We start from the raw sequence: 25,779 nt of genomic DNA, 5'->3' as shown, positions 1-25,779 counted from the left end.
AATCAGGCGGCAGAATTTAAAGTAGTCATAGTTATATAGTTCATGATTCTTATATCGTCAAAGTCAGGCGCCAAGAAACAGCGCCTGATTTGAGGAAGAGGTTGGTGATTAAAGGTGGTTTTCAGCGTATTCGGCTAACACGGAGCGCGGTGAGCCTTCCAGATGTACGGTGCCACCCTGAGTGAAGTTTTTAAAACGCTCGATCAGATAAGTCAGACCTGAGCTGATTGGATTCAGGTAAGGGGTGTCGATCTGTGCCAGATTACCGAGGCACACAACCTTACTACCAGCACCGGCCCGGGTAATAATGGTTTTGATCTGGTGCGGGGTCAGGTTCTGGCATTCATCAATCAGAATCAGGCTGTGTTGAAAGCTGCGGCCGCGAATGTAATTCAGTGATTTAAACTGCAACGGCACTTTTTGCAGAATATAGTCGACGCTCGACGGTGAGTGCTCATCATCACTGTGCAACGCCTCTAAGTTATCGGTAATAGCGCCCAGCCAAGGCTCCATTTTTTCGGCCTCGGTGCCGGGCAGATAACCAATATCTTCATCCAGGCCACGGGTACTGCGGGTGGCAATAATACGGCGGAACTGGCTGGTGGCGACGGTCATTTCAATCGCTGCGGCCAGCGCCAGAATGGTTTTACCCGAGCCCGCCTGACCGGTAAGGGTAACCAGATCAACGTCCGGGTCGAGCAACAGGTTCAGTGCCAGGGCTTGAGGAATATCACGAGGTTTTAACCCCCAGGCATTCTGGTTCATCAGCTGTTCGGCGGGTAAATCCTGTAATACCGCGGTGGTTTCTTCGAGCGCCACAACTTTGGCGACAAAGCCTTTTTCATCAAAGATAAAACGATTGAGGTATAACTCCTCCGGCAGGTTGTTGAGGGGAATGCGGTGGTAGGTGCCGGTTTCATCATGAAAGGTTTCTACTTCACTCTGGCTGTCCCAGAACGAGTCGATATAGCTGTGGTAACCGGTTTCCAGCAGCGACACATCATCCAGCAGTTGGTCATTCTGATAGTCCTGGGCGCCCACGCCACAGCCTCTTGCCTTGAGGCGCATATTGATATCTTTGGTGATCAACACCACTTCCCGGCGCGGATGTTTTTCCTGCAGGCTTACCAGGCTGTTGATGATTTTGTTGTCGTTAAGATCGGAAGGGAGTGCGCGGCTGGGTGAGGTGAAGGTATCGAGAAGAATGGAGAAGTGGCCCTGGCTACCGCCATCCGGGCGAATAATCGGGACGCCTTTGGCGATTTCGGTTGGACTGGCATCACCAATAATCCTGTCGATTTGACGAATGGCTTCACGGCAATCCGTGGCTATGGCTGCTTTTCCCATTTTGAGCTTATCCAGCTCTTCCAGAACGGTCATGGGAATCACGACCTGATGTTCTTCAAAATTCAGCAATGCCTGAGGATCGTGAATCAGCACATTGGTGTCGAGAACGTACAGCTTGGTTGCAGATTTTGTTGCGGCCATAAAGTGAGTCTCGTTTGTCCTTGAACTCAATTCACTATGTTGGCTTTCGGATAGCATTGCAAGTGTCTGTTTTGTTACGTTTTTTGATGGCTATAATGGCGTTTTTGAATGCACCGGAATCAACAATGATTACATTTGGCCTGATCATTAACCCTTATGCGGGCATTGGCGGCGCTGTTGGCCTCAAAGGCAGTGACCAGATGGTCGAAGAAGCGTTTCGTCGTGGCGCGCAACAAAAGGCGATGTCACGAACTTCTGATGCACTGAGCGGTTTGTCCGAACACAAAGCGCGGTGTCGCTTTATAACCTGTCCCGGCGATATGGGGCAGTCGGTACTGGATGAGCTGGGCTTTGATTATTCGTTGCTGCCCATGCCGGAGAAAGAACAAACCAGCGCTGCAGATACTCAGCATGCCGTTACCCTGATGGCCGAGCAGCAGCCGGATGTTTTAGTTTTTGCCGGCGGAGACGGCACCGCAAGGGATATTCTGGCGGCGCTGGCAGAGTGTGAACACGGTGATATTCCGGTGTTGGGTATACCGGCGGGAGTAAAAATCCACTCGGGTGTATATGGCGTCACGCCACAGGCCAGTGGAGAGGTATTGAATACCTTACTGAATGGTGGCCTGGTGGATATTAAAGAGTCTGAAGTTCGCGACTTGGATGAAGAAGCCTTTCGCCAGGATAAAGTAGTGGCTCGCCATTACGGCGAGTTGCGTGTTCCTCAGGTTGGCCATTTTGTTCAGGCGGTGAAGCAGGGGGGAGTCGAGTCCGAAGAATTAGTCCTGGCGGATATCGCCGCTTTCCTTCGGGAAGAAATGGAAGACCAGCCTGCCACCTTGTTTTTAATTGGTTCGGGCAAAACCACTCAGGCGATTATGGAAGATCTGGGTTTCGACAACACTTTGCTCGGGGTTGATGCGGTTTATGTCGATAACGATGGCCATATTGACCCGATTGCCAATGATCTCAATGAGCAGGGCATTTTGCAGTTGTTTGAGCGTTACCCAAGCCGGAAAGCGGTGTTGAGTATCATGGGGGGGCAAGGGCATATTATTGGCCGGGGCAATCAGCAGTTCAGTGCTGCGGTGCTGAAACAGCTGGGTAAAACCAATGTGCAGCTGGTTTCTACGAAAACTAAGCTGACCGAACTGAATGGCCGTCCTTTGATTGTTGACTCTGGTGATGCGGCATTAAACCAGCAATGGGCGGGGACGCTGGAAGTCATTACCGGCTACCGGGATAAGGTCGTACAACCCGTTGTTTGATCTTCTGCCTTATACAAACGAGACAATAGCTGTATAAGAGGTACTATTGGTTCATAAATACATCTAATTACAATATCAACACAAATTGCCTACGCGGCTTTTGGCTTTTGATTTTACAATTGTTCACCTTTTTCGGTCATACCTCTGGGAGCAATTGTTAGCGAAGCCGTGTTATGAAGTGTGTTTATTGTAAAGCTGATGTTTTAAACGGTGACCCAATCACTGTATCTGGTTTAGGGCCTGCTCATCGTGGCTGCTTTGAGAACAGCCTGGTAGAGCAGCGTGTGTTTCGCCATTTGAATTTACGATCATTGCCCGACGCTGATCTTCGTGAATTATTAGATATGGCTAAGATGGAAATGAATGTGCGTGAAGCTGAACATCAGAGTGTCGACTTATGGGAAGATGACGTACTGTTTTGCTGAACAGAGCACACAACCGAGCAAGAATAGCTTTGCGGTTGTGTACCCGAGTTAAATGTAATCGTTAAGATGTCATCAATTACTACGTTGCGCCACTTCGGTGGTTTCTTGTGGAGTGGTCATACGAATATAGTCGAGTAAGATCTCACCGGCTTCTACCAGTACCGCATCCTCTTCTTCGTTTTCTTCCTCGTCTGTTTTCTCAGCATTGTCTGCTTCTGCTTGAACGTCTTCAGAAGCTGCTGGTTGTTTTTCCTCTTCCTCATCGTCAAGGCTATCCAGCAACTCCAGACCTTTCGCTTTACGGCGGCTGTTTTCCAGCGCCAAGCGGCGGTCATCATTGGCTTGACGTTCTTCTTTCCGTACTTTTTCGTTCAGTGATACCTGAGTTTTATCACGCAGCTCGGTAATCAGTGCTTTTTGTTCACGCATAAACAAGAAGTCTGGATTATCACTGATACGCTGTTGATGTTTTTCGCGCAATGACGGTACCAGCTGGGTTAATACACCAGATTGGTTGTGCTCAGCCGGGCGGATCGTATCCCATGGCAAAGCTTCATCCAGCGCGCTCTCACCAATTTTGTCTTTATCAAATAATGACGGGAACAGGATGTCAGGAATCACCCCCTGATGCTGGGTGCTGTCACCAGAGACCCGGTAAAACTTAGCCTGAGTAATCTTTAATTGGCCGTGATGTAGCGGGCGCAGTGACTGAACGGTGCCTTTACCGAAGGTTTGGCCACCGACAACCAAGCCACGTCCATAATCCTGAATGGCACCGGCAAAAATCTCTGAAGCCGAAGCACTGAGACGATTCACCAGCACTGTGATCGGGCCATCGTATAACACGCCTGGATCGCGATCCTGTAAGACCTCCACGCGGCCACGAATGCTGCGTACTTGTACCACCGGCCCGGTTGGGATAAACAGACCCGTTAATGAAATGGCTTCTTCAAGGGAACCGCCGCCATTATTACGCAGATCAATCACTAAACCTTCAACACCTTCCTGCTTCAGGTCCTGAATCAGCTTGGCAACATCCCGGGTGGTTGAACGGTAATCCGGCTTGTTTTCCATGCGGCCCTGGAAGTCGATATAAAAAGTCGGAATGTCGATGACACCCACTTTACGAGTGGTCGGATTCTCCGGGTCACCGCTCTGAATATTAATAATTTCGCTTTGTGCCGATTGCTCTTCGAGTTTGACTTCATCCCGAACAATCGAAATGACTTTACTCTCACTGCCATTACCACTGGTGGGCAGAATTTCTAACCGCACTGTGGTGCCTTTCGGGCCACGAATCAGGTCAACAACTTCATCCAGACGCCAGCCAATGACATCAACAATGTCACCTTGTTCATTTTGGCCAACACCGATGATTTTATCGGCCGGTTCCAGATTTTCAGCCTTATCAGCCGGGCCTGCTGGTACCAGTCGTACTACTTTGGTGTGTTCGTCTTCTGTTTGTAAAACGGCACCAATCCCCTGTAATGACAGGCTCATATTGATGTTGAAGTTTTCGGTGTTGCGAGGTGAAAAGTATTGCGTATGGGGGTCAAACGAACGCGTTACCGCATTCATAAAGGTTTGGTAGGCATCTTCGGGTTTTGTCAGGTGAACCCGGTTCAGTTGATTCTGATAACGTTTGGTTAACAGCTCAATGATGTCTTCTTTTTCTTTGCCCGCCAGCTTCAGGTTGAGCATGGAGTTTTTCAGGCGCTTTTTCCAAAGGCTATCCAGTTCACGGCTGGTGGTTGCCCATTGCGCTTCTTCGCGATCCAGTTCTAACGTTTCTTTGCCGTCAAAGGTGTAGCTGTTGGCATTGGTTTTTAATTCATTCAGCAGGAAAGATAAACGTTCAGAAACCCGTTGCTCGTAGCGATTAAAAATCAGAAAGCCAGGCTTCATATCACCACGTGCCAGCGCATCGTCCAGCTTGGTGCGATATTGTTCAAATTCCTGAATGTCTGAGGCGAGAAAATAGCTGCGTGTTCCGTCAACATCATCCAGCAGAATATCCAGAACTTTTGAGGATAAGTCGTCATTCAAACGGCGGTGCTCATAATGTCCGCTGAGCAGGTTATTCATAATCTGCTGGCTGGTAACAGAATGTGTACGGGTGGGTTCCAAAGGCTTAAATGGGGTACCTGGCTCAATGGTTTCAATGGAGCTGTATGCCGAAGCCGAAGCAAAAGCGAACGGAATCAATAATGCGTGTTTGGCCAGTTTATTCAAACGTGAAGATGGCTTGATCGGCTTATACTGTTTGATGTGACTGTACTGCTTGATGTGGCCGTACTGTTTAATCCGGGTATAACAATAAGAAATAAAACGCATAAAAGTCGCCGATTTTCGGGTTACTGTATTCAGTTATTATATATAAAGTCGCGTTGTACCAATCATAATGGGTCGCTATGATGCCGCACCTCTGATGCTACGGTATCTGAACTGGGCTGTCATCTTTAAGGCCGGGGCAGTCCAAATTGTTTACAAAGCCTTACATCATGTGCTGACTTGTGTCAGTCATATTAGACCAGAACCCGCTATTCTTCCCGGGTTTATGATTGGATAAAAACCAGCTGTGGATCAAAGACAGAAGCGGCTGGCTATGCAGGAGTCCTTTAGTGGCCAGAGTAAAACTCGAATTGCCTGACGATTTTTCGTTTGTAACCGAACTGGATGTCAGGGTGTCGGATATTAATTACGGCAATCATGTTGGTAATGACCGTATGATTTCGTTATTGCATGAAGCTCGTCTGCGTTTTTTGCGTCGCCACGATATGGGTGAATTTAATATTGCCGGTTTGGGCATTATGGTTACCGATATTGTTGTATCGTTTAAGGCAGAATCCTTTGTTGGTGAGCATCTGACGTTTCATGTTGGTCTCACAGACTTTAATAAATACGGCTGTGATGTGATTTATCGGGTAGAAAACCGCGATGAAGATAAAGTGGTTGCATTAGCCAAAACCGGCATTGTGTTTTTTGATTACGATGAACGTAAAATTGCCCGTATTCCCAAGGTATTTTACGAACGTTGTGCCCCGGAATTACTGGATACAGTGATTACCGAGTAAACTTATGGTGATCTGATTAAACCTCTTATTCAGGTGAGAATAAGAGGTTTTTTATGGTTGGATTGTTAGTTTAAATTAGACAAAGCCAAGCAGGTCAGTCGTTAAAATAGCTCAGTCATTAAAATAGTTAGTAATAAAATCCAGGAAGGCCCGGCTTTTATTCGCCAGATAACGGTTTTGTGGGAATACCACTTTAATGGTTCGTACCGGAATATCTGCTTCTTTGAATAGTTGGATCAATTCTCCGTTTTCCAAATGGCGTTCTGCTATATAGGTCGGAAGAGCAGTGATGCCCATGCCTTTGAGGCAGGCTTCATAGACCAGATCAATATCATTCACGGTTAATTTACGTTCAATATTCTGTAGCGTGAAACCGTGATCTTTTTCAAACTGGCGCAACCAGTTAATGCGCGCGTATTCGGCATTAGCGACCAATAAAATGCGGTGGTTGTTGATGTCTTCAAACGATTGTGGGGTGCCCCATTTCTGCAGATATTCAGGTGACGCACAAACCGCAATTTTTTGTTCCGCAACGGGTTTGGCAATTAAGCGGGAATCTTCCAGGGTGCCAATACGCAAGGCAAAATCATAACCTTCCTTGACGATGTCTACCGGTCGGTCAGAGATATGTAACTCAAAGCTGATGTCAGGGTAGAGCTCAGAAAAGTCGTTAAAGATGCGTGCCAGCTCGCGTCGTCCGAAGTTCGACATGGCGGTGATGCGCAAACGCCCACGTGGTGTGACGTCAAAATCGGTAACCAGCTTTTCCGCCTCGGTGATCGATTCAAGAATGTTTTCACAATGCTGGTAAAACATTTGCCCGGCTTCGGTTGGGCTGACAGAACGCGTGGTACGATTCAGTAAGCGGACGCCCAGCTTTTCTTCGAGACTACTGATTTGCTTACTGACGGCGGATGGTGTCACGCCCAGAGAGTCGGCTGCGGATGTGAAATTACGGGAACGTACAACGGAAACAAAGGTTTGCAGGGAATCGATACGTGACATTATTATTAACTCATTGTGGTTAATGGTGTTGATATTTCCACTATATTGGATTTTTAGGAAATAATGGAGTGATTTTTTGTAACGCGAGACTTATGTCTAAGCGGATGCAAGGAATGACATTTGTGATTTCAGGTTCAGATTTGGCGTTATTTACGCAAATTGATGATTCCTGAGGCGATAATCAGTGTGGCTCCCAGCCAGGTGCTCCAGAGCGGCACTTCCTCCCAGAACAACCAGCCCATCAAAGCACCATAGACAACAGCGCTATAGGCGTACACACCAACACTCCCCGTTGGTGCAATTTTATAGGCTTTGGTCAGGGCCAGCTGGCCAAAGGTGGCAACCGCACCGATCAGAAACAGCAGTAACCAATAGGATGGTGGAACAGGCTGCCAGTTCGCCAGTGCTGCAGGAAAGGATACGGTCGCAGCAATCACACCAAAATAAAACACAATGCGCTGGCTGGGTTCCTGGGTCACGGACAGCTTTCGAATGGTGACTTTTGCCAAAGCCGCAAGAAAAGCACCGAGTAAGCCAATCAATGCGGCATAAGTAAACGCAGCATCACCGCCAGGGCGTAATATAAAAGCAACGCCGGTAAAGCCAACCAGCAATGCCAGCAGGCTGTGTTTGCCCGATTTCTCCGACAGCCAGAGCCAGGCTATCAATGGCATAAATAACGGACTGGAGAGCTTGACCAGAAAAGCCTCAGTTAACGGCATGTTGGCAATCGCCCAAAAGTAACAATACATCGCGGTGACCCCTACCAGGCCGCGCATCAGGTGCCAGTGCCAGACCGATGTCTTGAGCAGGGACGGGCCCTGGCGCAGCACCATCGGAATCAGAATGATCAGGCCAGCCAGGTTGCGGAAAAACACAATCTGCTCGGTAGAGAGCTCGTCAGAGACAAATTTGATCAAGGCGCCCATGATCGCCAGCAGTGCTTCACCGCCAATCAGAAACAACGCGCCGAGGCGAATGGCATCACGTTGAGACACGGGGGCTGAGCTGGACAAGGGGGACTCCGGTTGATTCACCTCAAGCGAATCTTTTGTTGAACCTTTAAATTCACAAAAGCAGAGCTATATAAGAGGTAGGTATTATTTAAGGCATTGGATTATAAAGTATTCCGGGTGATCACGTTGAACATTAGATGTTCCAAAGACATTAGCCGCACCCATCGCAAGGCGCGTCCCTGCGCCTGCGATGCGCCCGCAACATCCATGTTGCTGCTATTAATGTCTTCTGGAACACCTAATGTTAATGCCTTATCAGATATTAATTATTTATAAAAATAAACTTTTTTCTATTTTACTTGAAAAAAACTAATCAGCCCGCAAATAGCTTAGTAACAATTAAGAACGCGATTAACAAAACGATTGGGTCACAAGATCGAGGAGTCATCTCATTATGCGTATGGATCGTTTAACCACCAGTTTACAAAACGCGCTGGCCGAGAGTCAGAGTCTGGCGCTCGGCCAGGATCACAATCAGATTGATACCGTGCATGTGTTGTTGGCATTGCTGGAGCAAACCAACAGTTCGATTAAGGATGTGATTCGCCGAGCAGGTGTTAACGTACCTGAGTTAGAGCGTGCTCTGCGCGCGGTGTTGAATGACCAGCCAAAAGTCAGCTCCCCGGACGGTAATATCCAGTTAGCGCAAGAGTTGGGGCGCTTATTAAATCTGGCGGATAAAGAAGCACAAAAGCGTGGAGATCAGTTTGTTTCCAGCGAAATTTTCTTGCTGGTTGCCTTACAAGATAAAGGTGCAGCGGGCAAAGCACTGGCAGACGTTGGGCTAAAAGCCGAGCCCTTAGAAAAAGCCATTAAAGAGATGCGTGGTGGCGAAGCCGTGAATGATGCCAACGCCGAGGATAACCGTCAGTCGTTGGATAAATATTGCATTGACCTGACCGAACGGGCGGAAGAAGGCAAGCTGGACCCGGTCATTGGTCGTGATGATGAAATCCGTCGTACCGTACAGGTATTGCAGCGCCGTACCAAAAATAACCCGGTATTAATTGGTCAGCCTGGGGTGGGTAAAACTGCCGTCGTTGAAGGTCTGGCCCAGCGTATTATCAACGGCGAAGTGCCGGAGAACCTGAAAAATAAACGTATTTTATCGCTCGATATGGGCGCTTTAGTGGCTGGTGCTAAATACCGGGGCGAGTTTGAAGAGCGCTTAAAAGCCGTATTAAAAGACGTTGCCAAACACGATGGCAGCATCATTTTGTTTGTCGACGAATTACATACCATGGTTGGCGCCGGTAAAGGCGACGGTGCTATGGATGCCGGTAATATGCTCAAGCCAGCACTGGCGCGCGGTGAACTGCATTGTGTGGGTGCTACCACACTGGATGAATACCGCGAGTACATCGAAAAAGACGCGGCGTTGGAACGTCGTTTCCAGAAAGTGCTGGTGGATGAGCCGTCTGAAGAAGACACCATTGCCATTCTGCGCGGTTTAAAAGAACGTTATGAAGTGCACCATGGGGTGCAGATCACTGACAGCGCGATTATTGCTGCGGCTAAATTATCCCAGCGTTATATCACCGATCGTCAATTACCGGATAAAGCCATTGATCTGGTGGATGAAGCGGCATCTGTGATTCGGATGGAAATTGATTCCAAGCCCCAGGAAATGGATAAGTTAGAGCGCCGTTTAATTCAGCTAAAAATTGAACGCGAAGCGCTGAAAAAAGAAAAAGATGATGCGGCACGTAAGCGTCTGTCTGGTTTAAACGAAGAGATCAACAAAGCGGGCAGTGCCTATGTTGAACTCGAGGAAGTTTGGAAGAAGGAAAAATCCCTGCTGGAAGGCGCGTCTAAGTCTAAAGAACAGCTGGAGCAAGCCAAACTTGACCTGGAAGCCGCACGTCGTAGTGGTGATTTACAGCGCATGTCCGAGCTGCAATACGGCACCATTCCAGAGTTAGAAAAGCAGCTTGAATCCGCCAACGAAGCCGAAGCAGCGGGTGCGCAGGAATTCAGTCTGCTGCGTAATAAAGTAACCGAAGATGAAATTGCCGAAGTGGTCTCGAAGTGGACCGGCGTACCGGTAAACAAAATGCTCGAAGGTGAGCGCGACAAACTCCTGCGCATGGAAGACGTGTTGCACGATTCTGTTGTGGGTCAGCAACAAGCCATTGCGGCGGTATCCAATGCGGTACGTCGTTCCCGTGCTGGCCTGAGTGATCCGAATCGACCTAACGGTTCTTTCCTGTTTTTGGGCCCAACCGGGGTGGGTAAAACCGAATTGTGTAAGGCGTTAGCCACATTCTTGTTCGACAGCAAAGACGCCATGGTGCGCATTGATATGTCGGAATATATGGAAAAACATTCGGTAGCTCGTTTGATTGGTGCGCCTCCGGGTTATGTTGGCTATGAAGAGGGCGGCTATTTAACCGAAGCCGTTCGTCGTAAGCCGTATTCTGTGATTTTGTTGGATGAAGTCGAAAAAGCACATCCGGATGTATTCAATATCTTGCTGCAGGTACTGGATGACGGTCAGCTGACCGATGGTCAGGGTCGCAAGGTCGACTTCAAGAATACCGTACTGGTGATGACGTCTAACCTCGGCTCGGATGTGATTCAAACTCTGGCAGGCGCATCGGCAGAAGAAGGTGTTGAGGCCAATTATGAAGATATGCGCGAAGCTGTGATGGGTATTGTTGGTACACATTTCCGTCCGGAATTTATCAACCGCATTGACGAAGCGGTGGTGTTCCACCCACTGCAGAAAGAACAGATCCGTGGCATCGCTGAAATTCAGCTGCAGCTATTGCATCAGCGTTTACGTGAACGTGATCTGTCGCTGGTATTAACCGATGCAGCCATCAGTAAGCTGGTGGATGTGGGGTACGACCCAGTATTTGGCGCGCGGCCTTTGAAGCGTGCGATTCAACAATGGATCGAAAACCCACTGGCGCAGGATATTCTCGGTGGCAAGTTTGTTGCGGGACAAACCATTAAAGCGGATGTAGACGGTGAGATGGGTCAGTTGATCTTTCGAGCCAATTAACGCTCACACTGATTGTGACATTTGAAGCACTGTTTGTGTCTTTGAATCATAGAAAAACCACGGTCTGGAAATCCAGATCGTGGTTTAGGCATGATTACACGGTTGCCGAAGCTGGCTGGTAAACCGGAGCGTTGTGAACTGGCTCTGGCACGGGTACCACCTTGCGCTTCACCAGATCAATCCAGGCTGATAACACACTGACGCTGGCCGCTAACTCGCCATCACTTTTGTACAGGTTACAGACCAGAGTGATGGTTTTATCCGAGCCTGTTGGCTCTCCGGCTTCAACATTAACGGTGAGCACATCACTCAGGTGAGCTTCACGGAAATACTCCGTGGTTTCTTTGAATAAAACCGGGCCAATCTGATGTTCTTTCATCCACTGGTCGGTTAACCCCAGTGATTCGAGATATTTAACCCGGGTATGAGCAGCCATATCCGCATAAGCGCTGTGGCGCATGTGCTTATTGGCATCGCAATCGGACCAGCGAACTTCAAAAGTTGTGCTCAGTAAAACAGTATCGTGATGAGATTCACGCATAATCATCGCTCTGTAAAAACAAAGCGGTGATTATGCGTCAGACGGGATGCGGAATTAAAGTCAATTAAGGACGGATTGAATAAACAAGCCGTTGATGTAAACCCTGAATTTAAGCCATGCAGGTTAAACCATGGCGGCCATTCGCTCCAGCGGTGCACCCTGATTGCGATAATTTCTGCGGTATGCTGCGGGAGTTTCCCCAGTCCATTGTTTAAACGCGCGTTCAAAGCCACGTCGATCTGAGAAACCAAGATCCAGAGCCAGTTGCTGCACATCAGCAGAATCCTGCTCCAGTGCCTGTTTGGCTTTTTCCAGGCGAACTTCTTTTACCAGTGTTGAAAACTGGCAATCTTCTTCCTGCAATCGTCGGGTCAGCGTGCGGCTGCTGGTGTTTAATAGCGCGGCAACGGCGGTTTTCGTAATGGCGACCGATTCAGGCCATTGATGCAGGACGTACATCACTTTACGGCTGAAGGCTTGCAAGTGGCTAAAGCGAGACAGGTTGTCTTCGGCTTGCGATCTCAATGTATGAACCAACATCGGGTTGGCATACATCAATGGTGAATCAAGGTGTTTGCTGTCGGTAGAGATCCAGTTTTGAGGTTGGTTGTACTCGATTGGTACACCAAAATATTCCTCAAGTTTGTGGCGGTATGACGGCGGAGCACTGCGGAAACCAATGCCTTTGAGGCGATAATAACTGCCACCAATGGCTTTGCCGATACTATGGATACCGGCCGCAACAAACTCGGCGCGTGCCTGACTGCCAAAATGTTGTCCTTCGCTGACGTAGAACAGCACTTTGATGGATTCCTGACCAATATAAAAATCCGGAGAACGAGAATCGCTGATCAGTGAATAATAGCGCCTCAGAATGGCCAATACTTCGCGGCCAGATTGACAGCTGCTGATCAGGAAGCCGAGCAAATAAAAATTCGGCAGCTCTAAACGCTGGCCAGCCGCTAAGCCGATGGCTGGTTCATCGATCAAGTGGCTACAATGCTCCAGCAAGCGGTCAAAATCGTGGATTGAGATCCGTTGTGTGGTGCTGATGGTATTGGAATTCAGTCCGATTGATTTCAGCAGCTCGCTGCTGGCGTAGCCTTTACTTTCCAATAAACGGAACAAAGGCTGTAGGGCCGCCGTTGCCATGGTATTGGGGGTGCGTTGACTCATGATTGTGATGCTTTTGTTTTTATTTTTGGTATTGAAATAAGCTACCACCAGATTTGATAATAGGCTAGTACCCAAATTGATTGTTTTCAGTAATTCTCGGGGCTGATAATGAAATTCCTGATAAGTAACGGAAGTTTTAAAAAACTTTAGCTTTTTCAAGTTGTTAGTATTGACACAGGGTACTGATCTGCGTACTATGCGCAGCCTCTGACGCGGGGTGGAGCAGCCTGGTAGCTCGTCGGGCTCATAACCCGAAGGTCGTCGGTTCGAATCCGGCCCCCGCAACCAATTATATCTTTACTGCTCGATAATTGGTTTGTTAACAACATGTCAGACACAAAATTGCCGCGGGGTGGAGCAGCCTGGTAGCTCGTCGGGCTCATAACCCGAAGGTCGTCGGTTCGAATCCGGCCCCCGCAACCAATTTCAAATTAACCAGCCATGAGCTGGTTTTTTTGTATCTGAAATTTACCGCCGACCTGAGCGGTCGTCGAGCTAGGCGTCCCCAGCTAGGCGCCCCTATCGAATATGTCCTTGCTGATAATCTAAATTCTGTCTGAATTCCCCCTGTCGTCAGTCAGCGGCAAATACCATAATCGCGTACTTAATAAATCCAATAATAAAAGGATCTCACCATGGCGTTGGTTCGGGTATTCGGCAAGGCAGTGGGTGTCGTGTCGTTGGCAATGGTATTAAGCGGTTGTGATAGCCTGTTCGGTTATTTGGCAGAAAAAAATCTGGATCAGCCAGGCACTGAAGTCCAGGTAATTGGATTACAGCATGAAGTTGCTATCCGGCGTGATGATTTTGGTGTGCCTTACATTAAAGCGGAGACAATGTCAGACCTTGCGTTTGGAATCGGCTATGCCATGGCACAAGACCGCTTAGCCGAAATGACCGGAATGAACCTGCTTGCACGTGGCCGTTTGAGTGAAATGGTTGGCCCGATGGCCGTTGATATGGACGTTTACATGCGCACACTGGGCGTGACTCAGGTGATAGAAGATCGTTACGCCGCCTTAAGCGATGAGCTGAAACAACATTTGCAGCACTTTTCGGATGGCGTGAACGCCTATATTCAACAGCATGATGATAATCTGCCACTGGAATTAACGCTGAGTGGTTATGAACCAGCTGCCTGGCATCCAAGTAATACCATCGGAATTTTTGTCTTACTGAATCTGGGTGTCGGCTTTAATCTTCATGAAGAATTAGGCTTTTTACAGTTTGCTGAACAGTTTGGCTGGCAGAAAGCGGCTTATCTTGCGCCGATATACCCTGACGAAGCCATTGATTTTCCTGAAGCGAAAAAAACGGCGGGTTTATTCGACTCGCAGTCCGATGCACAGGCGATGGCCCGTTTAAACCAACAAATCGATCAACTTAAAAAAGTTGAGCAACAATTAAAAGCGATCAACGGCCAGGGTATTGCGGCGTCTAATAACTGGGCGGTGCATAAAACCCGCACCAAACATAATGCGTCGCTGGTCGCCAATGACACGCATCTGTTATTAACCCATCCATCGACCTGGACATTGATGGCGGTAGAAAGTCCGGAATATTCAGGGGTTGGAATTACTCTGGCAGGCGTGCCCGCCTTAGTAGCCGGTTATAACGGTCATATTGCCTGGGGTGAAACCATGGTGATGGCGGATACTCAGGACGTCTTTATTGAAAAGCTGCGTGATAACAATGGAGTCCGAGAGTATTTATATCAGGATCGCTGGTATCCGGTTGAAGAGCGGCAGGAAATTATTAAGGTCAAAGGGGAGGATGACGTTGAATTTACGGTTCAGTCCACTCGTCATGGCCCGTTGTTAAACAATGCTCTGGCTGTGCCCTCAAAACATGCCATTATCCCGCCGCCGTTAAACGTGGAGTATGGTTTGGCCGTTTCCTGGACGGCACAGTATCCGGATAAAACAATCGAGTCCTTTTTTCAGTTAGGGCAAGCAAAAAATATTGAAGAAATTGAACGCTCGCTGGATGGGGTGGGGTTTATTCATCTGAATGTTGTGTATGGCGATAAAGATAATATCGGTTGGCAAATAACTGGTAATTACCCGCTGCGCAAACAGGGAACAGGGCACTTCCCAAGCCCTGGCTGGAGTGGAGACTATGATTGGCAGGGGCCATGGGGAGGTGAACACACGCCGCGTCGTCAGAATCCGGCTCAAGGTTGGCTGGGTACAGGCAACCATCGCACGGTTGATGCGGGCTTTACCCCAACGTTAACCAGCTCCTGGTATTACCCGGAGCGTTCTGAACGGATTGCACAATTATTATCAACGCCCAAACTCCACGATTACCACAGCATGGAAGCCATGCAGTCGGATCGTCGAGATCTGTTTTTAGCCAAAGTTCAGCAGCGTTGGGGTGACGCGGATGTCAGCCAGGAAGTTGAATCGTCATTGTTACAGCTCAGTGATCAACAACAGCAGAACGCCCGGTTTATTCTTGATCGTATAATGGAATTTAATGGCGAAATGCAGGAAAACTCCGCCAATGCCGCCATCTGGGGAGCATTGGAATACAGTCTGATCCGGGCGATATTCCTCGATGAAATCGGGCCGGAAGACGCCCATTTATGGCAAGTATTTATGTCGGTGAATGGTCGTGCTTATTCGGCGTATCAGGATCATGTGCTGGGCCGTGAAGGCGCGCCATTCTGGGATAACGTTAAAACCCCGCAATTACAGGAACAGGAAAGCGATATTATTGTTCAGGCTGCCGTGGATGCTTACGACTATTTGCAGCAACAACTGGGAAGCGACTCGTCGCAATGGCAATGGGGAGCGTTATTAACGTATCACTGGCAAACCAACTCGACCAAAATGGCAAAATATATGTCGGGTGTACAAGCGTATGCGGTGGATAAACTCGCGGATTATACTGATCGCGGGCCATACCCTGCGGGCGGCAATCGCAATACTTTAAATGTCGCGGGTTATGATCTCGGCAGTGATCATAATGTCTGGAATATTCCGGCGATGAGAATGATCGTTGATTTCAGCAAAGAAGAGCCGCTGCATCTGGTAGTTGCGGGGGGGCAATCCGGTAATCCGGCATCACCCCATTACGACGACGGCATCGATTTATGGTTGAGTCAGAAAAACCGTAATTTGCCGATTAATTCGGATGAAAAAGTTCAGCAACATTATTATCCACACACCTTGTTAAAAGTCGTGGCTGATGAGTAATAACGGCGTCATAATAAAGCACTAGATGAGAACAGCTATATGAGGCAGTCATGAAACAAACCATACTGATCACCGGAGCCGGCAAACGACTTGGCAAATTATTAGCTGAACATTATCTGGGATGTGGCTACCGTGTTATTGCGCATTTTAATACGGTGAATGAATTGGACGAGCATCCTGACCTTGTCACACTTCAGGCTAATCTCAGTAGTCAATCCGATGTGGCTCAATTATGCAATTCACTGAAACAGTATGCGCCATTTTGTGGTGTTATTCACAACGCTTCTTGTTTTGTTGCCGATGGAGTTGCAGCTCAGAATAACACTGACTTTCAGGATCATTTTCAGCAGCATTTTTCGGTGCATGTGTATGCACCGATGATGATTACGGAAGCGCTCAGCGGTCTGTGGGATGAGTCGTCATGGATGACGGTTATCTCCGATATTTACAGTGAAATCCCTAATGAGCGTTTTTCAGTTTATTGCGCTTCAAAGGCTGCCTTACAAAACTGGGCGCTGAGCATGGCACAGCGGTTATCACCACAGGTGCGTACCAACATTATTCAGCCGGGGCCCATTCAGTTTTTGCCCGAGCACTCCGAAGCCTATCGGCAAATGGTGTTATCACAATCTCTGATTAAACAAGAGTTGGGTTACCAGGCGATTATTGACGCCTGTGATTATCTGGCTGGAAGTCAGGCGGTTTGTGGCAATGTCATGCGGGTTGATGGTGGCCGGTTTGTGGCTAACCGGTACGATCAGACGTTTAATAATTAAGCTGCAGTTGCTGTAACCAATGGCTTTGAACCTGTTGGTTATAGCTATCTTCTAATTCAGCATGCAGGCAGTCGTGTTCGGAATTACCCTGATATAAAATATCAATATCGATTGTGCGGTCTTTGTCTTTTCTCGCTGGATTTTTTGCTTCTCTGCCAAGCTGAGTTTCTGTTTTTTGTAACCGAACTTTTAACAGATTGGGTAATAAATCGCAGTCGAAAATCACCAGCTGATTCATAAAAGAATGATGGAAGCTCTGGCCAACAGGTGCAGTTTCTAATGCCGGAGAGGTCAGGCGAACCACGCCATAGTTATTCAAAAGCCGGATCGCTTCTGCCAGGTTATCTTGTGGATTAATATTGCTGCCCAATCCCAGCAAATACATGATCAGCTCTCATTGTGTTTTTGAGGTTCTTTTTTACCAGAGCCATCACATTGTGACAAATGCAAAATATGTAAAAAGCTCTCTGTCTAAAGTCTGATTCTTCATGGATTTCGTCTGCCTCATACTTGCAAGCCATCACAAGATAATTTTTTGTTATACAGAACAAAATATTTCAGCACCCGCTGAGCGCTCTCAAGAGCGCAAGACCATGGCATGTCAGGGAGGACATACCCATGCATTCTTATCTTGTCGTCACCGCTTTAGTCACTGTGTCACTGCTGTTTTCACTGTTCCCTCTTTGGGCTGCTTCCGGGCAACTGGCGCCACCCCCTTTGATGCTCGCCACTCATTACATCAGTGGCATTGATGTTCGTAAATATTATGTCAGTGAAAAACTCGATGGGGTTCGTGCCTATTGGGATGGCCGTCAACTGTACACTCGCAGTGGCCGGGTTATTCCTGCACCGTTATGGTTTGTGGCGGGGCTGCCAACGACTCGGTTGGATGGTGAACTCTGGCTGGGGCGAGGTCGTTTTGAGGAAATGAGTTCGCTGGTGCGAACGATCCAACCGGTTGATCAATCATGGCGAGAGGTCAAATTTATGGTGTATGACCTGCCGGAGATGGTGGCACCGTTTCATGAACGTTATTGGTTGCTGAAAACTCTGGTTGCTGAGCAGGGAACCCCTTGGCTAAAAGCACTGACTCAAAAAAAAGTAGTCAACGAAGCCGCGTTAAATGACTGGCTGCAGCAGGTTGTTGCGGCTGGTGGTGAAGGTCTGATGTTACGCCATGGGCGTGCTTTATATCAGGTGAAACGCAGTCAGGACTTACTCAAATTAAAGCCGCGTGATGATGCGGAAGCTACGGTAATTGATTATGTTGCCGGTGAAGGTAAATATCGCGGTATGGTCGGCGCATTGGTTGTACGGGATCAACAGGGCCGTGAATTCCGCTTAGGCTCAGGTTTAACGGATGCCCAGCGTCAGACCCCGCCAGCGATTGGCTCTGAGGTGACTTATTCCTACAACGGTTTAACCAATACCGGCTTACCCAGGTTCGCCCGTTTTGTGCGCGTACGGCCAGATGAATAAAGCCTGTGCCGCATGAAAGCCTGTTAAACTAGCCCGATGACTCAGATTATTCAGCGCTCGTTACCCTCACAATCGCAGTTATCCGGGGTGTCCCCGATTCTGCAACGCATTTATGCCGCTCGCGGTGTGACTTCCAATGACCAGCTTGAGCTTCAGCTGAACCGTTTATTGCCCTGGCAATCACTCAAAGGGATTGAAGCGGCCGTCGATTTGTTGGTGCCGGTTGTCACTGAGCAAAAAAAGTTATTAGTGGTCGGAGACTTCGATGTCGATGGTGCCACCAGTACCGCCTTGGCGATTCGTGCTCTGGGTTTATTCGGGGCGCAGAATCTCGATTATCTGGTACCCAACCGGTTTGATTTTGGTTACGGCTTATCCCCCGAGTTAGTGGCGGTTGCTGCGCAACGCCAACCGGATCTGATTATGACGGTTGATAATGGCATTTCGTCGGTTAGTGGTGTCGCAGCGGCGCAGGCTCACGGTATTCCGGTATTGGTCACAGATCATCATTTGCCCGGTGATGAATTACCCGCTGCCGCAGCCATTGTGAATCCTAATCAGCCTGGCTGTGAATTTGCCTCGAAAGCGGCTTGTGGTTGTACGGTGGTGTTTTATGTGATGCTGGCATTACGTGCACGATTGAGTGATATGGGTTGGTTTGCTGACCAACAAGCGCCCAATATGGGCCAGTTATTGGATTTAGTGGCCCTGGCGACAGTCGCCGATGTGGTACCGCTGGATTTTAATAATCGCATCCTGGTTGAGCAGGGGCTCAGGCGCATTCGTGCCGGGCAGGTGCAGCCTGGTATTCAGGCATTATTACAAGTTGCCGGAAAAAGTGTATCCCGGGTTGTTTCGTCCGATTTTGGTTTTGCTCTCGGGCCACGCATTAATGCTGCAGGACGACTCGATGATATGTCGCTGGGTATTGAATGTTTATTAACGTCCAGCGCGTCATTGGCGTTGTCGATGGCGCAGGAACTGGACGAGATGAACCGCAGTCGCCGTGACATTGAGCAAGGTATGCAGCATGAGGCGATGCAGTATGTGAAACAATTCGAGCAGAGCGAGAACCTGCCTGTGGGCTTGTGTCTGTATCAGCCGGACTGGCATCAGGGCGTGATTGGTATTCTGGCATCACGGATTAAAGACAAAGTGCATCGCCCTGTCATTGCTTTTGCTGCCGACAGTGCGTTTGCTGACGACAAAGACAGCGCTTTGCCGGAATTAAAAGGCTCTGCCCGGTCGATTTCCGGGTTGCATATGCGCGATGTTCTGGACGAAGTGGATAAACGCCATCCGGGGGTGATCAAGAAGTTTGGCGGTCATGCGATGGCGGCCGGTTTAACACTGAATCCCGGTGGTTATGACACCTTTGCCAATGCATTTAATCAGGTGTGTGCCACACACCTGAAAGCGGAGCAGTTGCAGCAGGTCATTGAGTCCGATGGTGAGCTGAGCCAGTCTGACTTCACGTTAGCGATGGCGCAGGAGTTGAAGTGGGCCGGACCATGGGGGCAGGCATTTCCTGAACCATTGTTTCATGGCGAGTTCCGCTTGATTCAGCAGCGTATCGTTGGTGAACGACATTTAAAGCTGGTGATGCAGCCATTGAACAGTCAGCTGTTGATCGATGCTATTTATTTTAATATCGAGCCAACACAATGGCCGAATTATCGTGATGACGCTGTGGTTGCGGCGTTTCAATTAGATGTGAATGAATTTCGCGGTGAGCAGAATGTGCAGTTGTTGATTCGTCACCTGGAGTTTTCGACACCTTAAAAGGAATATTTTATGCGCTACGGATTGGTGCTTATTGGTGCAATTATGGTCAGCACAGCGGATGCAGAAATGTATCGCTGGCAGGATGAATATGGGCGTTGGCAGTTTTCCGATAAACCGCCAGCGCATACGACAACAACATCACCGGTTGAACAGGTCCGGGTTCCTACGGCTCAGGAGACACAGTCGGTACACATACCGCATCGGCCCAAGTCATCTGGCAGCCCATGGCTAACAAAAGAGCGGAATGCTTACCGACAGAAAAAGTCCCGACGTTTAAAGCAGGAAAAACAACAGCGTCAGCAGCAGAGGCAAGAAGAGAGGTGCCGGGCGGCACGTGATGCCTATCGTTCGATTCAGAATTCTTTTTATCGGGCCAGTAGCCCGAATGCGCTCAATAAGCGTCGCGAGCGATTGAAAAAACAAAAACGAAAAATAAAAGAGAGCTGTGGCTAGAGCCTGTTCGCAGGCCTGAGCATGTTACTGGCGAGCTGATGTTATACGACGGGGTTATTATCTTTTTTGATAAATTTATTGTGTCTGGTTTGTCTCAATGTCTTACCGTTTTATCTAAGTAAATGGTGTGACTTTCTGCCGTTCTTTGACTAGAGTTGCTGATACAGAAATTTGTAAATAACTCTCACTTCGTACGGACGCTATGACTTCAAAACTGCTTATCCCTTCGCGCCCAGATTTATTGTTAGAGATTCAAGATATTTTATCCCAGCCGGACCCGGACCCTTCTGCCATTGTTGAGCTGATTAAGAAAGATGTTGGGCTCTATACGGTATTATTAGCGGCGGTAAATAGCCCCTTATATCGGCGTGAGTTTCTGATTGAATCTGCAGCTCACGCGGTGGCGATTCTCGGAATGCAACGTGTAACGAATATGGTACGAGCGGTTGCGCTGCGCAGTGCGGTGGATCCATCTGGACAGTGGCAGGCTTTTTGGGATGCTGCCGCTGAAGTTGCGACTTTGTGTCAGCAATTATCCGCTCGATTACACTGCCTGTTACCAGACAATGCTTACACGCTTGGCATGATGCACAATATTGGTGTGCCGTTAATGCGTACCCAGTTTGCTGACTATGATGAACGCATCGTGGCTCAGCCAACCGATAATGCGGTGAAAATTCGTCGGGCTGAGCTGGATGCATTTCAACTGGATCGTTTTCAGTTGGCCAGCCAGTTAGCAAAAGAATGGTATATGGGAGACGATCTAGTTGACGCATTAAGGCTTCAGGCACATTCCCAGGCCGCATTGATGGGCAAAGCAGAGGTTCCTGAGAGCGTTTTGCAGGCTAACGCGTTGTTGGTGCTGGCCAAGGACATCAGTCAGGAATATCAGAATTACTGGAATTTTGATTCCTCTGAGGAGTTATCACCGCTGGTGGTTCGTGCGTTAGCTTTGCTTGCCTGTGATTCATACGATTATCTGGATATTAAAGAAGATTTATTGCAACAAATGTCACGTGCCGAAACCGCTCAACATTGATATTCCGGTGGCTGACTGAACTAATGGCAAAAAAAATACTCACAGTGCGCTGACAGACAGCTAACGGGTTCGGGTTTATGGTATTTCAGGTATCACTGGTTTTATTGGCATTTGCCGCTAACTCTCTCTTATGTCGCTGGGCGCTGGATGTTCATCAGTTTGACCCGGCGGTATTTTCGTTAGTGCGTCTGTTATCCGGAGCAGTGACCCTGACCTTATTGCTGGTGCTGACCCGCCAACAACAAACATCTTCAATTTCCTCTCGGCTCAACCTCAGGTCTCAGTTACAACAGCCGCGTTTCTGGTATCTGGGTTTAGGCCTGGGAACCTATGTGCTGGGTTTCTCCTGGGCGTATACCCAATTGGATACCGGTATTGGCGCTTTTATTCTGTTTGCAACGGTACAGCTGGCCATGCAGATTGCCGGATTCATTCAGGGCGGGCGTTTAACCTGGCTGCAATGGGCTGGAGTGGTGATTTCGTTATTGGGCCTGGCAGGATTGTTATTGCCCGGGGGCAGTGCACCAGAGCCATTGGCTGCCGTCCTGATGTTTATTGCAGCACTGGGTTGGACCACATTTGTATTAATGGCTAAGGCGTCGGGTAACGCACTGGAAGATGTTCAGCAGGCGTTTGTGGCTGCAAGTTTATTGCTGATTCCACTGTTTCCGTTATTACTGGAAGAATGGCTGCACTGGAGCCCGATGCCATGGTTGCTGGCCTTGTTGTCTGGCAGCGTAGCATCCGGCCTGGGGTACTTTCTCTGGTATCGTATTTTGCCGCAGTTGGGAGTGCATCGTGCGGCACAATATCAATTATTGGTTCCGGTGATTGCGGTGGTTATGGGTATGGTTGTTTTACAGGAGGCCGTTGCCGTTGAGTCCTTTGTGGCGATGGCAGTCATTATTGCCGGTGTGGTGTTATCAACTTTTGTAAAAAAGCCCGCCTGAATCACAGGGCTTGTCGTCAGATGCTTTTAACCTGATGGCATAACTTTTATAGTTGCGTTGTGAAAATTATTAATCAAGGACGCAACTATGCTCACCTTATTGGCCAAGCTGTTTAAGGCGCTCAATTCTGAATCATCTCCCGGTCAGATTGCTCTGGCTTTTTCGTTAGCCGTTATTGTTGGCCTGACGCCTTTTACCAGCTTGCATAATATTCTGGTATTGCTACTGGCCTTTATTCTGCGTGTGAACTTATCCGCGTTTTTTCTTGCTGTTGCCGTATTCAGTGGCGTTGGCTATCTGATTGATCCAATGTCGGTACAACTGGGTGAAACCATCTTACAGTCGCCAGCTTTATACGACAGTTGGACTGAGCTGTATCAGAATGACTTATGGCGCATGATGGCGTTTAACAACACCTTGGTGATGGGTGGTTTTACGCTGGCAATGATTGCGTTTATTCCGGTCTTGGTTGTATCGCGTTTGTTGATTGTGATGTATCGCGACAAATTGCTGGCCTGGGTGAATAAATTAAAAATTGTTCAGGCATTAAAAGCCGGTAAATTCTATAACATCTATCAATCGTTGGCCGACTAAGGAGTCACTTATGAAACAATGGATTCGCTGGTCTGGTCTGGCAGGTTTTGTGGTTGTTTTTGGTTTAATCGTCGCGTTTTTTATGCTGGCAGCCGGCCCTCTGATCAAAAGCAGTATTGAATATTTTGGCAGTGAGCTGGCCGGTGCCAAGGTATCGGTTGATGACGTCAGTCTGCAGTTCAGCCCGTTTGGTATCGAATTACAGCAGCTGCAAGTCGCGGATGCCGACAAGCCGATGGAAAACCTGTTGCAGTTTGATCAAGCCGTCGCTGAGCTTGAGCTGGCTCCGCTGTTGCTGGGTAAAAGCATTGTCAGAGAGCTGAGTGTCGACAACCTGCAATTTAATACGCCGCGTACCGAATCCGGCGCGCTGGAGAAAGTTGCTGAGGAAGAAGCCGTTGACGAGGAAGCCGAGACTCAGGCTGAGGAGCCATCGATTGCTAAGTTGCCGAGTGTTGATGAAATTCTGGCTCGTGAGTCATTAAAAACCGAGCAGGCTGGACGTGATGTTCAGCAGGCGTTTGAAAGCCGTAAACAACAGGTTGAGCAGGCCACAGCTGCTGTTCCCGATGCCGAGGCACTGGCGCGTTATCAGCGTGAGCTGGAAGTATTGACCTCCGGTGATATTAAATCACTGGAAGACTTTAATCAGCGCAAGAAAAAATTTGATCAACTGAAAAAGCAGTTTAAACAGGACAAAAAAGCTGTTGTTGCTGCAAAACAGGCAATTTCTGATGCACGTCGTGACTTGTCGGAAAAATTATCGGCATTAAAAGCGGCGCCGGGTCAGGACCTGGAATCCATTCAGAATAAGTATCAGTTTAACGCCAGTGGTGCCACCAATGTGAGTGCTTTATTGTTTGGTGAAGAGGCCGGCCAGTGGGCTGAAAAAACACTGTACTGGTATGAAAAAATCAAACCCTACTTAGCCAGCGATGGGAGTGAAAGTGGTGAAGCGGAAGTTGAAGAAATTGAGCCGCAACGAGGTACGGGCCGTTTTATTCATTTCCCATCGAATGATCCCTGGCCAGAGTTTTTGATTCGTAAGGCGCATTTAAGTGCACCGATGCTGGGTGGTCAGATGTTAATCGAGGCAACGGACGTGACACACCAGCAGGCTGTTTTAGGCCGCCCTACGCTGGTGGTTATTCAGGGAGAAGCGTTAACGGATATTCAGGGGCTGGCTATTGAAGCAACGTTGGACCACCGTCAGGCTCCGGGCAAAGACAGCGTGACGCTGGATATGAAAGACTGGAACCTGAAAGGTGTTAATCTGGGCGTTGCTGGGGCAGAAATTGAGTCTGCACTGGTTCAGGTACAAGGCCTGGCGCTGGTTTCCGGCGACCAACTACAAGCCAAAGCCGATGCTCAACTGGGCCAGACGCAATTTGCGGGTCAGGGAAAAACCCAGTTTGCTAAAGAAATGTTGCGGGCTCTGGCAAGTATCGATCAGTTCACGATTGAGTCCAGTGCGACAGGCGAGCTAACCTCTCCAGAGGTGAAATTTGGCTCAGATCTGGATCGCAAACTGAATAAAGCCTTTAAGCAGCGCCTGAAAAAAAAACAAGGTGAGCTGGAAGCTAAGTTGCAATCGCGCCTGGATGACAAGATGCAGTCATATCTGGGGGATTACGCCGATGACCTGAAAGCGTTGAATCAACTGGATGGTTCTCTGGATGACAAAACAGAGCAGCTGACTCAAATGGCTGAAAAGCAGTTGGATGATTATCAGGCACAGCAAAAAGCCAAAGCCGATAAAGAGCTGAAAAAACAAGAAAAGGAATTAGAAAACAAATTAAACGATAAGCTGAAAAGCTTCTTTTGATGAACCACAGCTCTCCGGAATCTATCCGGGGAGCTGCCCGCATAGCAGCTGCGTTATCCTTCTCCGACCAATACCATTAATAGCCCGTTTTCTCGCCACAACTGAACCTCAAGCCCGTTTACTTGTAATGTGTCTGGCATTTGTTGCTGACTCACATCCGGAATATCTCCATGCAATTTGGGATTGTAGGGTACCTGGTAAAAGGTGTGTAAATCCGGTGTCTGATAACGAAGCTGTGCTGCTGTCACTCCTTTAATCGAGCAATAGCGTCCGCCTAACATATATTTATCCGCCAGCTTCATTTTCTGTTCCAGAATATTGGATCGACTGGGGGAAAAGTCCAGCTGAGTAAAATACGCCTGCAGCTCTTTCAGGCGATTGGTCTGGATATCCAGTGGTTTTAATTTCAGGTGGTTTTTGACCACTTCATAAGCGATTTCCTGGCGATAATCTTGTGGCTGCAGGTGATACAGCATGATACCGAGGATCAGTAATACTGAGGCCAACCATCCTGCCATAGGTGATTTCAGTCGTTGTTGCCATGAAGGGGCAGGCTGCAGAAGGGTATTCTGATAATGCAACAGATCATCCAGTTCCTGAGGATTCAATTCAGGCTGCTGGCATATTTCCTTCACGCTTTGTTTAAAGTCTCCCGGTGGTGTTGATGAAGTGGTCATA

General features: G+C 48.4%; 21 protein-coding genes and 2 tRNA genes. 15 read left to right on the top strand and 8 right to left on the bottom strand.

From position 1 onward, the window contains the following. Positions 1-108: 108 nt before the first annotated feature. Positions 109-1,488, bottom strand: coding sequence for a PhoH family protein (locus KFF03_RS12350; protein ID WP_255857226.1), 1,380 nt, complete (start codon positions 1,486-1,488; stop codon positions 109-111). Positions 1,489-1,613: 125 nt separating this feature from the next. Between KFF03_RS12350 and KFF03_RS12345 the strand changes: the two genes are divergently transcribed. Further along, positions 1,614-2,756 carry an ATP-NAD kinase family protein gene (locus tag KFF03_RS12345; protein ID WP_255857225.1) on the top strand — a complete coding sequence of 381 codons (1,143 nt, stop codon included), beginning with the start codon at positions 1,614-1,616 and terminating at the stop codon, positions 2,754-2,756. Positions 2,757-2,929: 173 nt separating this feature from the next. Beyond that, a complete protein-coding gene (locus KFF03_RS12340) occupies positions 2,930-3,181 on the top strand; it encodes a hypothetical protein (RefSeq protein ID WP_255857224.1) in 252 nt (83 codons plus the stop codon). Positions 3,182-3,253: 72 nt separating this feature from the next. On the opposite strand, the gene KFF03_RS12335 is transcribed toward KFF03_RS12340, so the two are convergent. Next, a complete protein-coding gene (locus KFF03_RS12335; RefSeq protein WP_255857223.1) occupies positions 3,254-5,515 on the bottom strand; it encodes a carboxy terminal-processing peptidase in 2,262 nt (753 codons plus the stop codon). A gap of 287 nt (positions 5,516-5,802) precedes the next feature. Here KFF03_RS12335 and KFF03_RS12330 point away from each other — a divergent pair, with 287 nt between their 5' ends. Next, positions 5,803-6,255, top strand: coding sequence for a thioesterase family protein (locus KFF03_RS12330; protein ID WP_255857222.1), 453 nt, complete (start codon positions 5,803-5,805; stop codon positions 6,253-6,255). 111 nt (positions 6,256-6,366) lie between these two features. Here the strand turns inward: KFF03_RS12330 and KFF03_RS12325 are convergent, their stop codons facing one another. Together KFF03_RS12325 and KFF03_RS12320 are read right to left on the bottom strand one after the other, a co-directional pair. Beyond that, positions 6,367-7,260, bottom strand: a complete 894-nt coding sequence (locus KFF03_RS12325; RefSeq protein ID WP_255857221.1) for a LysR family transcriptional regulator — start codon at positions 7,258-7,260, stop codon at positions 6,367-6,369. Positions 7,261-7,406: 146 nt separating this feature from the next. After that, complete coding sequence (locus KFF03_RS12320; RefSeq protein WP_255857220.1) at positions 7,407-8,276, bottom strand: DMT family transporter; 870 nt, start codon at positions 8,274-8,276, stop codon at positions 7,407-7,409. 394 nt (positions 8,277-8,670) lie between these two features. On the opposite strand from KFF03_RS12320, the gene clpB reads away from it, so the two are divergent. Next, positions 8,671-11,283: an ATP-dependent chaperone ClpB gene (gene clpB / locus KFF03_RS12315; protein ID WP_255857219.1), complete on the top strand. Its 2,613-nt coding sequence runs from the start codon at positions 8,671-8,673 to the stop codon at positions 11,281-11,283. A gap of 94 nt (positions 11,284-11,377) precedes the next feature. On the opposite strand, the gene KFF03_RS12310 is transcribed toward clpB, so the two are convergent. Both KFF03_RS12310 and KFF03_RS12305 read right to left on the bottom strand, forming a co-directional pair. Next, positions 11,378-11,824 (bottom strand): thioesterase family protein, encoded by a 447-nt coding sequence (locus KFF03_RS12310; protein ID WP_255857218.1) that lies wholly within the window; start codon positions 11,822-11,824, stop codon positions 11,378-11,380. Between the two features lie 123 nt (positions 11,825-11,947). Next, positions 11,948-13,000: an AraC family transcriptional regulator gene (locus tag KFF03_RS12305; RefSeq protein WP_255857217.1), complete on the bottom strand. Its 1,053-nt coding sequence runs from the start codon at positions 12,998-13,000 to the stop codon at positions 11,948-11,950. A 211-nt stretch (positions 13,001-13,211) separates the two neighbouring features. On the opposite strand from KFF03_RS12305, the gene KFF03_RS12300 reads away from it, so the two are divergent. The 4 genes from KFF03_RS12300 (at position 13,212) to KFF03_RS12285 (ending at position 16,976) form a co-directional block, all read left to right on the top strand. Continuing rightward, positions 13,212-13,288, top strand: a tRNA-Met gene (locus tag KFF03_RS12300). A gap of 58 nt (positions 13,289-13,346) precedes the next feature. Then, positions 13,347-13,423: transfer RNA gene (locus tag KFF03_RS12295), tRNA-Met, on the top strand. Between the two features lie 212 nt (positions 13,424-13,635). Beyond that, complete coding sequence (locus KFF03_RS12290; protein WP_255857216.1) at positions 13,636-16,200, top strand: penicillin acylase family protein; 2,565 nt, start codon at positions 13,636-13,638, stop codon at positions 16,198-16,200. Positions 16,201-16,250: 50 nt separating this feature from the next. After that, complete coding sequence (locus KFF03_RS12285) at positions 16,251-16,976, top strand: SDR family NAD(P)-dependent oxidoreductase (RefSeq protein ID WP_255857215.1); 726 nt, start codon at positions 16,251-16,253, stop codon at positions 16,974-16,976. Here KFF03_RS12285 and folK read toward each other — a convergent pair. After that, the gene (folK, locus tag KFF03_RS12280; RefSeq protein ID WP_255857214.1) at positions 16,966-17,361 is read right to left on the bottom strand and encodes a 2-amino-4-hydroxy-6-hydroxymethyldihydropteridine diphosphokinase; all 396 of its coding nucleotides are present in this window, start codon (positions 17,359-17,361) and stop codon (positions 16,966-16,968) included. The genes KFF03_RS12285 and folK overlap by 11 nt on opposite strands. A 233-nt stretch (positions 17,362-17,594) precedes the next feature. On the opposite strand from folK, the gene KFF03_RS12275 reads away from it, so the two are divergent. The 7 genes from KFF03_RS12275 to KFF03_RS12245 all read left to right on the top strand — a co-directional run bounded on the left by KFF03_RS12275 (position 17,595) and on the right by KFF03_RS12245 (position 25,101). After that, the gene (locus KFF03_RS12275) at positions 17,595-18,455 is read left to right on the top strand and encodes a DNA ligase (RefSeq protein WP_255857213.1); all 861 of its coding nucleotides are present in this window, start codon (positions 17,595-17,597) and stop codon (positions 18,453-18,455) included. 36 nt (positions 18,456-18,491) lie between these two features. Then, positions 18,492-20,237, top strand: a complete 1,746-nt coding sequence (recJ, locus tag KFF03_RS12270; RefSeq protein WP_255857212.1) for a single-stranded-DNA-specific exonuclease RecJ — start codon at positions 18,492-18,494, stop codon at positions 20,235-20,237. Positions 20,238-20,249: 12 nt separating this feature from the next. Beyond that, positions 20,250-20,693, top strand: a complete 444-nt coding sequence (locus KFF03_RS12265; protein WP_255857211.1) for a DUF4124 domain-containing protein — start codon at positions 20,250-20,252, stop codon at positions 20,691-20,693. Between the two features lie 202 nt (positions 20,694-20,895). Further along, entirely contained in the window at positions 20,896-21,732 is an 837-nt protein-coding gene (locus KFF03_RS12260; RefSeq protein WP_255857210.1) for an HDOD domain-containing protein, read from the top strand. A 77-nt stretch (positions 21,733-21,809) separates the two neighbouring features. Beyond that, entirely contained in the window at positions 21,810-22,682 is an 873-nt protein-coding gene (locus tag KFF03_RS12255; RefSeq protein WP_255857209.1) for a DMT family transporter, read from the top strand. An 87-nt stretch (positions 22,683-22,769) separates the two neighbouring features. Further along, positions 22,770-23,276: a TIGR03546 family protein gene (locus KFF03_RS12250; RefSeq protein ID WP_255857208.1), complete on the top strand. Its 507-nt coding sequence runs from the start codon at positions 22,770-22,772 to the stop codon at positions 23,274-23,276. A gap of 10 nt (positions 23,277-23,286) precedes the next feature. Continuing rightward, entirely contained in the window at positions 23,287-25,101 is a 1,815-nt protein-coding gene (locus tag KFF03_RS12245) for a TIGR03545 family protein (RefSeq protein WP_255857207.1), read from the top strand. A 53-nt stretch (positions 25,102-25,154) separates the two neighbouring features. Here KFF03_RS12245 and KFF03_RS12240 read toward each other — a convergent pair whose 3' ends face one another. Next, a complete protein-coding gene (locus tag KFF03_RS12240) occupies positions 25,155-25,778 on the bottom strand; it encodes a hypothetical protein (protein WP_255857206.1) in 624 nt (207 codons plus the stop codon). Position 25,779 lies beyond the last annotated feature (1 nt).

The sequence above is a fragment of the Bacterioplanoides sp. SCSIO 12839 genome, from assembly GCF_024397975.1.
In the GTDB taxonomy this organism is placed as follows: Bacteria; Pseudomonadota; Gammaproteobacteria; order Pseudomonadales; family Oceanobacteraceae; genus Bacterioplanoides.
The sequence above is the reverse complement of the archived record's forward strand: the minus strand, read 5'-3'. Positions and strand labels throughout refer to the sequence as shown.